The organism is Bacillus sp. FS02, assembly GCF_024398395.1.
Taxonomy (GTDB): domain Bacteria; phylum Bacillota; class Bacilli; order Bacillales; family Bacillaceae; genus Bacillus; species Bacillus altitudinis.
Genome location: NZ_CP074101.1, coordinates 3,256,873 through 3,270,160, shown reverse-complemented (window position 1 = coordinate 3,270,160; position 13,288 = coordinate 3,256,873). Strand labels below are relative to the sequence as shown.

The following is a 13,288-nucleotide window of genomic DNA, read 5'->3' as shown; positions in this document are numbered from 1 at the left end:
TGTCATATCCTTTATTTACAAACACCTTTGCACTTATCACTATTCAGCCGATCCCCTCTTTATGAAAAATCGCATGCTCTTATAAAAAAAAGAGAACGGCATCTGCCATTCTCTTTATCGTCCTACTTATTCAGCACTGACTAAAATTTTCACTTGATCTTTTTCATTGATTAATGCATGGAAGCCATCTTCGATCACATCGTCCAGCTTGATTTTTTTCGTGACGAGTGTGTCTGCAGAGAAATAGCCTTTTCTCATTAAGTTTAATACAGATGGGAAAACATCTCTGTAGCCGATGATTCCTTTGACTGTACGTTCTTTAATGACAATGTCATTCGGCATAATTTCTGCGCCTTTTTCCCAAATGCTTACAATGACTGTTTCACCTGAAATTCTAGTTGATTGGATTGCTTGCTTCAATACAACAGGTACACCTGTCACTTCAAAAGAAACATCGACTCCACCATTTGTACGGCGTGCGATTTCTTGAACAACATCTTCATACTGAGAAGGATCTACAATGATCGCTCCAAGTTCTTTTGCTTTTTCTTGGCGCTCTTTTGATAATTCCACTGCATAAATGTCAGTAGCACCAGCTGCTTTTAATGCTTCAATGACAAGTAAACCGATTGGTCCACAGCCAAACACAGCTGCTGTATCCCCAGCTTGCACTTTACTAGAACGAACCGCATATAAAGCAACTGCAGAAGGTTCAACAAGTGCACCTTGCTCATATGAAATTTCGTCTGGTAACAAATGAAGTAATTCTTCATCGACAGATACATATTCAGAGAATCCTCCACCGCCACCAGCAAGTCCTAAAAAGCCCATGTTTTCATCTAAGTTGTAAGCACCTTGGTGCCCGTGAGTTGCAAAAATAGGTTCAACAACCACTCGATCGCCTACTTTGTAATTACTCACGCCTTCTCCAACTTCTACAATTTCACCAGAGAACTCGTGTCCCAGTGTAATGGGTGCTTTTTCTTTTGTAAGTGGATGAGGTTCGTTCACAGGAATGAAGATCGGCCCGCCTAAATATTCATGTAAATCACTACCACAAATGCCGCACCATTTTACTTTCAGTTTCACTTTTCCTGGAGCAACTGTTGGTTCGTCAATTTCCTCTAGTCGAATGTCTTTTTGATCGTGCCAGCGTAGTGCTTTCATTTGTAAGACTCCTTTTCTCATCAATTTAATTAACTTACTTAAATAATGATAACATAATTTTTTTAATTTTCTAAGTAAGATGCACTATTTTTTTGACAGTCAATGGACGAAAAATGACAAAACATAGCAACAGACAAATAAGAAGCATACATAGGCAGCCAATTATGACAGAAGTACGTATCGATAAAACATGCGCCAATGCGCCGCATATTCCTGTCATCATCATCGTCAGAACTGCTTCACATAACGCATAAAAACTTGCCACTCTCCCCATGACCTCTACCGGGATATTCGTTTGATAAAAAGTCATAAAACCAGTGTTTGCAAATGCTAAAAAGAAAGCGAGAACAAAAAAGCCAGCTGCTGCGATAGTCAATGTGCTTGAAAAAGCATAGATCAAGTATCCAAAAGCCACAAACAAACTCCCCGCACCAAGCATCACTGAAATAGGCAGCCTTTCGACAATGACCGTATTGAGACATGCCCCTAAGATAATCCCTGCTCCAGCTACACTGACAAGAAACCCATATTCGGTATTGGACAACATCAGCACTTCCTTTGCAAAAGCTGCTTCAAGTGAGTCAATTGCAGTCGGCAGCACCGTGATGGCAGCACTAAATAATAAATACACGGCCATCACTTGACGGGATGTGAGACTGAAATGAAAGACAAGTTTTGCATCTTCCTTTAATACCGAGAGAGAAAAACCCTTTTGTGCCCCGTCTGCTTTTGACAAAATCGGTAAACACATCGTCAAAACAGCAGATATCAAAAGGCAGATTGCATTTACATAAATTGAAAGGACTGGTGTACCAATGAGAAAAAGCAGCCCTGCTACGGCGGGTCCGAGTAAAAATCCACCAGACTGAAGCAAAGATCGAATGGCATTAAACCGTTTTCGTTTATCCGCCGGGATTAGTGCTGTCATATACACCATCGAAGCTGGATGAAACATGGCTTGTGCCATATGAATGAGAAATAGCATCACATATACGATCAATAAGTGGCCTGAAAATAAGGCAAAGGGTAAACAAGCAATCAGAACGGCCCGGCATAGATCTAGACTGATCATGACATTCCGCTGATTCAGTCTATCTACTAAACTACCAGACCAGCTATTTGTTAAAAGAGCCGAGACAGGTCTTAACATATAGACGGCTGTTACAGCAAGAACGGAGCCCGTTTCCTGAAAAATCAGCAGATGGAGAGCAATCATATAAATCCATTCTCCTATGTTCGCAATACCAATCGCTCCAAGTAACATGCTCATATCCCGCCAATGTTTTTTCATCGTGGTGCCCTCCTTTTTGTCATAAAAAAATCCCGCCCCCAAGACATTTCTGTCTTGAGGACGGGATTGACTCCGCGTTGCCACCTCAGTTCATTCACCTGTTACCAGATGAACCTTAGCAGGTTATCGCTAACCCATCTCTATAACGGGAGAATGCCGCTGCACCACCATCACAATGAATCCGGTGCAGAGCTAAGAGGCTTGGTTCTGTAACGCTTCCCAGCTCCTTCTCAGCTTCACGGAGTTCTCTGTGTGAGGCAGCCATTACATACTCTTCTCTATTTGCGCTTTATCTTTTTTTCATCACGATCTTCAGCTGAGTTGTTCTATATTGTACTGCGTCTCCGTCAAGGCGTCAATGTTTTTTCATGTTAATCCGCATAAATCATTTTTCTAGTCATGCCGCCATCAACAACCAAATCGGTTCCAGTCACAAATTGATTGTCTTCATCTGTTAAATAAAAACAAGCTTTGACAATATCCTTTGGCGTTCCTACTCGATTGGAAAGGTGCTGCTGATGGTCAATTTCTCGCAAATTTTTCTCATCCTTCGTTTCAATCCACCCAGGGGAAATGCTGTTTACTGTTATGTGATCCTGACTAAAAGAAGCAGCCAGCGCATGAGTAAGTGCTGATATCCCGCCTTTTGATGCAGCATACGCTTCTGTATGAGGCTCTGACATGGTCGCACGGGTAGATGAAATATTCACAATGGAACCGCCGTTTGGATTCTCTTTGATATAACGTGCCGCTTCCCTTGCACATAGAAAAGCACCTCGTAGGTTTGTATGCAGCACATGATCAAACTCATCAACCGTTAGCTCATAAGGCGATTTTGTACACATAACCCCTGCATTATTGATGAGAATATCGATCGTTTGATAACGAGCCACAGCAGCCGACATGATGTCTTGAATATCCTTCTCTTGTTTCACATCCGTCTTTTTAAAAAAAGCCTCAAAGGACTCCTTTTTCAGCTGATCTTCCAAGCGCTTGCCCTTCTCTTCGTCAATATCCGCAAGCACAACACGCGCCCCTTCTTTCGCATAGCCATACGCAATCGACTCACCAATTCCATTGGCTGCGCCAGTGATGACAACTGTTTTATTGTGAAAGTTCATCGTTTATCCTATCCTTTCTCTCATGAGATGTTGTCGTCTATCATACCACTCATGTATACATGATACCTAGTCAAATGGGACATAGAAAAACCACCACCTAAATCTTACATTAGGAGGGTGGTATATTTGTAATTCTCCATATTGACGACATAGTCGTTTGCTTCTTGTGTAAAGTCTGGGAAAGTTTGTGTTTATCATTCAGTCATTCTATTCGGCTCTTTTTCTGTATGACTATAATTAAAAAGCAGCCTTTAGTATATCTAAGTAGTCCGCTTTCGTAACGGCACGAACATTGCTTTTTGTAGAGTTATTTTGTTCTGCTAGTTCAGCCATTTTTTCAAAATCTTCTACTTTTACATAAGATAATTCTTTTAGTGATGGAATACCTAAATTCTTTGTGAATGTATACATACCATCCATTAATTTTTGAATCGCAACATCATCTGCATCCGTTTTATCTGCAAAGCCCATGATGTTTGCAAGCTCTATGTGCAATGATTTGTTTTCAGCTGCATTAAATTGTATGACATAAGGTAAAAACACAGCATTTGCGATACCATGAGGCGTATCATAAAGACTGCCGAGCGCTTCGGCTAAACAATGCACAGCTGCTACATCAGCGGAACCGAAGCATAAGCCAGCGAGTAAACTACCTTCCTGCATTTTGTATCTTGCTTCTAAATCAGACCCGTCTTCATACGCCTTCGGTAAATAGGTCACAATGGTTTTCATTGCGCTTGCTCCCATCGCCTTAGATATAGGGTTTGTTTCTTTACATGTATAGCCTTCAATCGCATGGACCAGTGCATCAACACCTGTTGCCGCTGTTATACTTTTTGGCACAGTAGAAGTAAGAGCAGGATCCAAAATCGCAATAGTTGGTCGAAGCAAGGCATGTTTTAAGGTGATTTTTTTATGTGAAGCAGCTAACGTAATCACAGATGAACGGGTCACCTCAGAGCCAGTTCCAGCCGTGGTTGGAATACAAATTAAGGGTGATACATTTGTATACGCCTTCTTCCCTGCTATATACTCTTCAGGATTACCGCCATTTGGACCTAATAAAGCAATGGCTTTTGCCGTATCCATTGGGCTGCCTCCGCCAATCGCAATAACCGCTGATGCTTGTACTTTTCTAAAGAGCTCTGCACCCGTTAGACATTCATGATCTCTTGGGTTTGGAGATACTTGATCAAAGACGACAACGGAATAACCAGCTTCTTGCAAATATGCTTCAATAGGCGTCACCAATCCTGCGCTTTTTACACCAGGGTCAGTCACAATCATAATTGTAGCACTAGGCAAAACAATGTCCTCTACAATAGAGGCAATATCTTTAGATTTTCCAGTCCCCATGATCATTTTCGTATGACAATCATATTCAAAATTTATCATTGATTTTCTACCCCTTCATTTGTTGATTTAATCGCTTGTTTTTCTGCTCCCCACCATTCTATTCCTTTTAAACCTGGAATGGTAGAAGCGTAAAAAACAGGGTTTTTTCCTATCTTTCTTTGTCCCATGTAATCATTTAGAGCCGCAAAAGCAAATTTGCCTAAAATCGCAATGGCAACCAAGTTAACAATAGCCATAATCGCCATCGACAAGTCCGCTAACGTCCAAACGATTTGTAAGTTGGCGAGAGCACCAAACATGATCATCATTAAAACAGTGATTCGATACACGAATAGCGCGGTTACACTGTGATGAATAAAACCGATATTGGCTTCACCGTAATAGTAGCCACCTACAATGGAGCTAAATGCAAAAGTAAAGATCGCAAATGCTAAGAAAATACTAGCCCAAGAACCGAAATGCTGCGCCATTGCAGCTTGAGTAATTTCAATACCTGACAAATCACCTGCTGTTTCTACTGTTGATAGCATAATAATAAATGCTGTACAACTACAAACAACTAATGTATCAAAAAATACGCCTAATAATTGAACAAACCCTTGTTTTACTGGGTGTGAAACATGGGCAGCAGCTGCTGCATTTGGCGCACTTCCCATTCCTGCTTCATTGGAAAATAAACCGCGTTTGACACCGTTCATTATTGCAGCGCCGATTCCGCCTCCAACCATTTGCTCTAATCCAAACGCACTTTTCATAATACTTGCTAATGCTGCGGGTACATCAGCGATATTTGTGACAATCACATAAAGTGCTAAGATAATATAAAACGAGGACATGATTGGCACAATGATTTGGGTAAAGCGGGCAATTCTCTTTACACCACCAAAAATGATGAGAGCCGTAAGAATGGTTACGAATACCCCCATGCCAATTGGACTGATACCAAATGAATATCGAAAGGCATTTGTGATGGTGTTCGTTTGTACTGCATTAAAAATCAAGCCAAAACTAAGAATAACAGAAAAGGCAAAGATCCTACTTGGCCATTTCAGTCCAAATTGCTTTTGTATATAATAGCCTGGCCCCCCTTTAAAACCATCACTTGTTCTCACTTTATATATTTGAGCGAGTGTGCTTTCGACAAATGCAGAAGCTCCCCCTAAAACTGCTGCAAACCACATCCAAAAAATAGCTCCAGGACCACCAACTGTGATGGCAATAGCAACACCTGCCATATTTCCAGTTCCAATCCTCGTCGCTGCTCCGATAAAGAAAGCTTGCATTGAAGAAATGTCTTGACTCCCTTTTATTTTTGGAGCTTTTTCAAAAATAGAACGGAAGATCTCTTTTAGTAAGACAATTTGCATAAACTTCATTCTCATCGTAAAGTAGATTCCAATCCCTATTAACATAACGACTAAAATATATGTCCATAAAAAGTCATTTATTGAATTGACAATCGTTTCAAACAAAGCCATCCCCTATAAAATCTGAACATTCTAAATAATGAAAGCGCCTACTTTTATCATAGTAAAAATGTTATGATCTATCTATAGAAGTTTTCTGATTGCATCAATCGGCTCATCCGATTTAGGAGGGATTGACGTTGGAAATAAAGCAACTGATGATGTTCCAAACAGCATCAAAAGTTTTAAACTTTACAAAAACAGCACAAATACTTGGCTATGCTCAATCTAGTATCACGGCAAATATCGCTGCATTAGAAGAAGAGTTAGGAACCCCTCTTTTTGAAAGGCTTGGAAAAAGGGTAATTTTAACAGAAGCTGGTATGAAGTTTCAAGATTATACGGATAAGATTTTAGGTTTAACAGGAGAAGCATTAGAGGCTGTTGGCGGGATGAGTGAGCCAAGCGGCATTTTGAGAATATGTGCATCTGAAACACAATGTACCTATCGACTTCCTCATATTTTAACGGACTTTCAAACAACGTATCCTAAAGTAGAACTAATTTTCCGTCCCGGAATAGCTGAAAAGGATGTTTTAAATCTATTACTAGAAGGACAAATTGATGTCGCCCTATTATCAATGAATCCTGTCGTATCCTCACATTTAATTGTAAAAGAATTAAAAGATGAACCGATGGCCATTGTATGCTGTCCAACAAATCCATTGAGCAAAAAACAAAAAGTATATCCTATCGATTTAGACGAGCAAAGATTGTTGTTAACTGAAGACTGCGATTATCGTTATGCCTTCGAACACTCTTTGACACAGGCAGGAGCAAAACCGAGAAGTAAACTAGAACTAGCAGATGTAGAAGCCATAAAAAAATGTGTAATGGCTGGTCTAGGAATTGCTGTACTTCCCGAAATTTCTATAAAAAGAGAAATAACAGAAGGCCATATGATTAAAATCAATTGGATGGGACCCTGTCTCACAACGAAAATCCAACTATTCTGGCATAAAAATAAATGGATGTCTCCTGCTTTGAAGGCGTTTGTTGATTTAACAGAGGATTATATCCTTCTCAATGGGTAGTGTGAAATATTTATTTGGGCAGCCTTCCATTTCTTTCACCATTAAATATTAACGAGTTATCCAATCATTTAAAGTAAATCACATGTATACAAAAAGCCCTCTACATAGCTATAGAGGGCTTTTTAGAAGAACAAAGGATTAATAGGATCTGATACTCTTCAAACCAATGATCATAAAGACCACCGTAAAAGCAATTAAAACCGTCGCATCTAATAATAAGATAGAAAGATTAACATTGCCGCTCATGATCTCACCAAAACCAGACATCATCCATGTTTGCGGTATAGTCAAAGAAATCTTCTTCATAATGTCTGGAACGATATCTAGAGGCCAATAAATACCACCCAGCATGCACGATCCTACAATGACAATTGCACTAAAGATTTCAGCTTGTTTTTTCGTTTGAGATAAAGTAGCTATCATAAATCCTAAACTTACGACAAGGCCTATAACAAATGATCCGAACAATAAAATAAGAAATAGGTTGCCTAAGTAGACATTAAAGAAAATAGATAAGATGGTCAAAAGAACACCTAATTGTATCCATCCAAGAAGGAAATATGCCATTAAATAGCCCAGAAGTACATATATTTTATGGATGGGACTCGAAAGCAATCTTTGCCATGTATAATTTTTATACTCCAAATGTATAGAGGACAAAGAGCTTGAAATCGCAAACATCATAAACATAATGGTAAAGCCAAGCGGTATTATATTTGGGTGCTGGCTTGCTTGACCATCTTGATTTTTTTCAACCAACGAAATGGTGCCAGATTCATTTAACTTATTCAATGTAGTGGTGAGAGAAGCACTTCTCTGATCTTTCACACCGTAATTGATCTGATAAATGATCGCTGCTGCCTCTTTTAAATAGGGAGATAAGACTGCATATTCCTCAGTTTTCTTATAAACTGTCACATCAAAAATCTCTTTATTTTCTTTTAAATGGGACTCTAATTGATCAGAGACTTTAACCGACGCAATTACCTTTTCATCAGATACTAATTCTTCCGCTTCAATTTCAGACGCCTTTATCCAAAGAAATGTCGTGTTCTTTTTGAGCATTTTTAATATTTCCTGATTGAGTTCGTCTTGTTGAGGATTTTGAACAAAAGCAACTGTGGGTTTCTTTGTATCTGATGCCGTGCTGCCAAAGATAAAACTAAATATGATTGGCATAACAAATAAAAAAATGAGAGCCAATGGAGACTTTAATGTTTCTTTTAACTTTAACGTGATAATGGCTAATATTTTATGCATAGCGATGCTTCCTTTCAAAAGACATTCTTAATAAAGCAATGATGAAGAAAGCTAGTCCCATCCCACAGCTAAGTAATAATCCGCTTTGAATTTCACTAAAATCAGCACCTGCCATACTTTTCAAAAACATTTGAAGTGCAAGAGAATTAGGTAAAAAATAGCTGATATTCATCAACCATTGTGGGAATAAGTATAAGGGCACCATACTCCCACCTAAAGCAGCTAACACTTGAGTTCCTAAAATCCCCACACTGTTAAACGTTTTTTCTCTATTGATAAAAGAACCAATCAGCACCCCTAAACCCGCAGCATTTAATATAAAACTAAATCCGATCATAACAACAGTAAAAGGCTCTCCCCAATTCACCTTAAAGACAAAACTAGTAAATAAAATAATGACCGCAAGTTGAATCATACTCATTAAAAAAATGCCCAATAACTTTCCAATGATATAACTAGTGTTGCTTAACTTTGATACTAGTAGTCTTTTATAGACTTCTTCTTCTTTTTCCTCTATCATACTGCTAACCAAGAAAACAACAGTCATTAATAAAAAAAGCACACCCATCCCGCCTGCGTAGTATTGGAAGGATGTAATCGGCTGGCTGTTGATATGAATATTCCTTTCGTTCACTAGTTCTTTTTTCAGTTGATCAGACACGATCTCCACTTCTTTACCTTGATTCAACGGCATCAGAATACGATTCATATGATAATTTTGAAAGAATTGCAAAACCACATTTTCTAGGACCATTTCCTGTAAGCTTGAATTAGGTCCTTTCAAAATATTCAATTGCACATGATCGTGATTTAATATGCTTTTTTCAAAATTCGGCTTGATGATTATACCCATTGTAATGTCTCTACTATTTAATTCTTTCTCTAGCTGATTTTTCGAGGTGACCTTCACTTCAAATATGTCACTGAGTTCACTCTTAGACAATGTTGAAAGAAACATTTTACTTGTAGCGGACTTATCTTGATCTGTTATTCCTACTCGAAATGAATTGATCCTAATTTCGCTATCTTTCTTCATGTTGTCTCCAAATGCTGCACCTAATATAGCAATTAATATGATAGGCATAAAAAAAAGTGTAAAAAAGCTTTTCTTATCCCTAAAAAACAATAATAGATCTTTCAGTATAACCCAAATGCTCATATGCTCACCTCTATTCGGTCTAGTCTCGTAATTTCTTACCTGTGAAATACAAGAATACATTTTCTAAATTTGGTTCTACAACTTCTGCTGAAATTAATTGAACATTTAATGCGGTTACACCTTGAATAAGTTGACTTAGTAAATGCTGAGGATTGTCATCAAATAATTTGATTTGATTTCCCTGCACCATAAAGTCATTCAGTGGGTGATATTCATTTATATATTGGCACACTCGCTCCATATCCTTTTGTCCTTGTTCACATTTAATCGTAAAAATGATTTCTCTTTTTTCTCCAACAAGCTCAGCCAATTCACTTAAATCACCTACCTTAATGAAAGAACCTTGATCCATAATAGCTATTTTTTCACATAGATATTCGACTTCCTCCATGTAATGACTCGTATAAATAATCGTCATTCCTTCACTATTTAGCGTTTTAACTGTTTCTAATATATGATTTCTGGATTGCGGGTCTATACCCACTGTAGGCTCATCCATTATTAATAGTTTTGGCCGATGCAAAATCGCACATCCGATATTCACTCTTCTTTTCATCCCTCCTGAGAATACTTTCACCTTATCATTCGCTCTATTGCCCAGACCAATTAATTCAAGGATTTCTTGTACTCTGCTTTTTAATTCTTCTCCTTTAAGTCCATACATTTTCCCCCAAAACGTTAAATTTTCTTTTGCTGACATATCTAAATATAAAGCGATCTCTTGCGGAACAATGCCAATCAATTGCTGTGCATGCTTTGTTGTTTCTTTATGTAGATCAATGCCTCCAATCGTAACAGTCCCGCTCGTTGCATGTATAAGTCCTGTCATGATACCGATTAAGGTTGATTTCCCTGCACCATTAGGGCCCAACAGTCCAAATGATTCACCTTGTTTTAAGTGGAAGCTAACCCCTTTTAATACTTGTTTACCTTCATAATTTTTGATGATGTTTTGTACTTTTAGCAATCGCAATCTCTCCTCTATTCTTCCTATCTATCAAAATCCTGTCCAATCATTGCCAACCGTTTTATGGTATGTCTTTCAACTAAAGATCATTTTTTCCAATTTACTCATTTTACCACGTTATGAAATATAGAAGAACAGTATAGGTCTTTTTATATTTATAAACAAAAAAACTTACAGGAAAAATCCTGTAAGTTTTTTTCGATGGATCATTATTTAGAAATCATGCCATGCGGGTCAATCACAAATTTCTTCGCCACACCCGAATCAAAATCGCTATATCCTTTAGGGGCTTGATCAAGGGAAATGACGGTTGCATTAACGGCTTTGGCGATTTGTGCTCTTCCGCTTAAAATAGATTTCATCAAGCTGCGGTGATATTGCATGACAGGGTTTGGCCTGTCACAAAGGTATGGGCTTTGGCCCAGCCAAGTCCAATTCGCACTTTCAGAGATCCAACTTTTGCATCTTCATCCACAGCACCTGGATCTTCTGTGACGTAAAGTCCTGGAATTCCAAGCTTACCGCCAACTTTGGTAATATCCATAATTGTATTTAAAACGGTGGCTGGTGCTTCTCCTTGATCTCCATGACCTGAAGCTTCAAAGCCGACACAATCGACCGCACAGTCGACTTCTGGCTCTCCAAGGATGTTTGTCATTTGTTCACCGATTCGATCATGTTTTCGTAAATTAATCGTTTCGCAGCCAAAGCTTCTCGCCTGCTCGAGCCTTTGTTCATTGAGATCGCCGACGATGACAGCAGAAGCGCCAAGGAGCTGAGCGGAATGCGCTGCTGCAAGACCTACTGGCCCTGCACCAGCAATATAGACAGTAGAGCCTGGTTTTACGCCAGCCGAATACGCACCATGAAAACCTGTCGGGAAAATATCGGAAAGCATTGTCAAATCAAGTATTTTCTCCATCGCCTGATCTTTGTCCGGAAATTTAAGCAGCTGGAAATCAGCATATGGCACCATGACGTACTCTGATTGGCCGCCAACCCATCCGCCCATATCTACATAACCATAAGCTGAGCCAGGTCGATCGGGGTTCACATTTAAACACACATGGGTTTTTTGTTCCTTACACATGACGCAACGGCCACAGGCAATATTAAACGGAACTGATACGAGATCACCCTTTTGGATAAACTCTACATCTCGTCCAACTTCAACGACTTCACCAGTAATTTCATGACCAAGGACAAGTCCTTCAGGCGCAGTTGTGCGCCCTCTTACCATATGCTGGTCGCTCCCGCAAATGTTTGTTGTCACTACTTTTAAAATGACGCCATGCTCACACTTACGTCCAACATTGGCTTTAGGTACACCAGGGCCATCCCTTAAAACCAAATCAGGGTATCCAATATCCTCAACTGCTACATTTCCTGCTCCTTTGTAAACGACACCTTTGTTTCCCGACATGTTTTCATTCCTCCCTTTTTGTTTAAAAATGAAGTCTCTCCAAAATTCTCTCTTTCTCGGGCTTTTTCCTTCTTTTAACCGCACATTGACTCAAAAAATAAGTGACAAATGTCTATCTAGGAGAGAAAAATGTATTTTCCAGTCAAATAAAAAAGAAAATATTGAAAAAAAAGCTAAACATTTGCAGAACATTGTCGATATAAGGAATAAGCCAGACAGGTATCCTTAATCGACAAACAAATTCCTTATATATACTATCATTCCTTACACACCTGGCTGGCCCCTACATATGAAATGAATGCAAAAGACTCTTCTTGTGAAGAGTCTTTTTTATTGATGAATGATCAATTCCCACATGCAAAAAAGGCCCTTCTGGCGAAGAGCCTTTTTTTGAGTGCTTGTTCATTACCTGGGAAATATTTTCATCATTTTAAGGCTTTGATACAGATGTATGTATCATAATGGTAAACAGAGACGTCTCTAAAGTGATACGCTGAAAAAAGACAGCTGATGTCTTCTTCACTGTACGTTGAAAGAGACTGTGAGCGTTTTTGTTCCTTCATTAGTTCCTGCTTTTGAAAAGATAAGAATACTTCTCCATCCACTTGAAGAACACGATATACCTCTTTCATGACTTGTTCGATATCTGGCAAGTAATAGATGGTCTGCACTGTGAACAATTTATTGAATGATCTGTCTTCAAAAGGTAATTGCTCAGCTTTTCCAAGTGTGATAACGGCTTTTTCCTGCTCGACAAGTCTCTTATGTTTTCTTTTCGCGTATTTTACCATATGACGCGAAGCATCGATTCCATATACTTTTCCTCGGTCAAGTTTTTCCGCTACTTTAGATAATGTCATACCTCTTCCAGTACCAATTTCTAAAATCCGGTCGTTTTCTTGTATATTTAAGAGTTGAATCGTCCATTGATTGATATTATGATGATTTTTTTCCATATAGCGGGCAACCCATTTTGAGAACAAGCCCTTTGGTTCCCTCATTTGTTTTCCAATCCAGCTTTGAATCAATGTCAACACCTGCTTT

10 protein-coding genes, 1 pseudogene and 1 other annotated feature are annotated in these 13,288 nt (G+C 38.9%); of the genes and pseudogenes, 1 reads left to right on the top strand and 10 read right to left on the bottom strand.

Features of this window, described 5'->3' with window-relative positions; translation table 11 throughout:
- Window positions 1-126: 126 nt before the first annotated feature.
- The 5 genes from KFQ09_RS16675 to KFQ09_RS16655 all read right to left on the bottom strand — a co-directional run bounded on the left by KFQ09_RS16675 (window position 127) and on the right by KFQ09_RS16655 (window position 6,413).
- Entirely contained in the window at window positions 127-1,167 is a 1,041-nt protein-coding gene (locus tag KFQ09_RS16675) for a 2,3-butanediol dehydrogenase (RefSeq protein WP_008342621.1), read from the bottom strand.
- Between the two features lie 70 nt (window positions 1,168-1,237).
- On the bottom strand, window positions 1,238-2,458 hold the full coding sequence (locus KFQ09_RS16670) for an MFS transporter (protein ID WP_048001496.1): 1,221 nt from the start codon (window positions 2,456-2,458) through the stop codon (window positions 1,238-1,240).
- A 53-nt stretch (window positions 2,459-2,511) separates the two neighbouring features.
- Window positions 2,512-2,752: a binding site (T-box leader), on the bottom strand.
- 77 nt (window positions 2,753-2,829) lie between these two features.
- Complete coding sequence (locus tag KFQ09_RS16665) at window positions 2,830-3,579, bottom strand: glucose 1-dehydrogenase (RefSeq protein WP_007501410.1); 750 nt, start codon at window positions 3,577-3,579, stop codon at window positions 2,830-2,832.
- A 237-nt stretch (window positions 3,580-3,816) separates the two neighbouring features.
- Window positions 3,817-4,974: an iron-containing alcohol dehydrogenase gene (locus KFQ09_RS16660; protein WP_039167138.1), complete on the bottom strand. Its 1,158-nt coding sequence runs from the start codon at window positions 4,972-4,974 to the stop codon at window positions 3,817-3,819.
- Window positions 4,971-6,413, bottom strand: coding sequence for an alanine/glycine:cation symporter family protein (locus KFQ09_RS16655; protein ID WP_255835829.1), 1,443 nt, complete (start codon window positions 6,411-6,413; stop codon window positions 4,971-4,973). The genes KFQ09_RS16660 and KFQ09_RS16655 overlap by 4 nt, the downstream gene beginning before the upstream one ends.
- Before the next feature lie 128 nt (window positions 6,414-6,541).
- Here KFQ09_RS16655 and KFQ09_RS16650 point away from each other — a divergent pair, with 128 nt between their 5' ends.
- On the top strand, window positions 6,542-7,435 hold the full coding sequence (locus tag KFQ09_RS16650) for a LysR family transcriptional regulator (RefSeq protein WP_017367678.1): 894 nt from the start codon (window positions 6,542-6,544) through the stop codon (window positions 7,433-7,435).
- A 138-nt stretch (window positions 7,436-7,573) separates the two neighbouring features.
- On the opposite strand, the gene KFQ09_RS16645 is transcribed toward KFQ09_RS16650, so the two are convergent.
- The 5 genes and pseudogenes from KFQ09_RS16645 to KFQ09_RS16625 form a co-directional block, all read right to left on the bottom strand.
- On the bottom strand, window positions 7,574-8,695 hold the full coding sequence (locus KFQ09_RS16645; RefSeq protein ID WP_255835828.1) for an ABC transporter permease: 1,122 nt from the start codon (window positions 8,693-8,695) through the stop codon (window positions 7,574-7,576).
- Complete coding sequence (locus tag KFQ09_RS16640; protein WP_138278776.1) at window positions 8,688-9,854, bottom strand: ABC transporter permease; 1,167 nt, start codon at window positions 9,852-9,854, stop codon at window positions 8,688-8,690. The genes KFQ09_RS16645 and KFQ09_RS16640 overlap by 8 nt, the downstream gene beginning before the upstream one ends.
- Before the next feature lie 19 nt (window positions 9,855-9,873).
- Window positions 9,874-10,821, bottom strand: a complete 948-nt coding sequence (locus KFQ09_RS16635) for an ABC transporter ATP-binding protein (RefSeq protein WP_255835827.1) — start codon at window positions 10,819-10,821, stop codon at window positions 9,874-9,876.
- 209 nt (window positions 10,822-11,030) lie between these two features.
- Window positions 11,031-12,244: pseudogene (gene fdhA / locus KFQ09_RS16630) on the bottom strand (formaldehyde dehydrogenase, glutathione-independent).
- Between the two features lie 425 nt (window positions 12,245-12,669).
- Window positions 12,670-13,272: a class I SAM-dependent methyltransferase gene (locus tag KFQ09_RS16625; RefSeq protein WP_017367683.1), complete on the bottom strand. Its 603-nt coding sequence runs from the start codon at window positions 13,270-13,272 to the stop codon at window positions 12,670-12,672.
- Window positions 13,273-13,288: the final 16 nt, after the last annotated feature.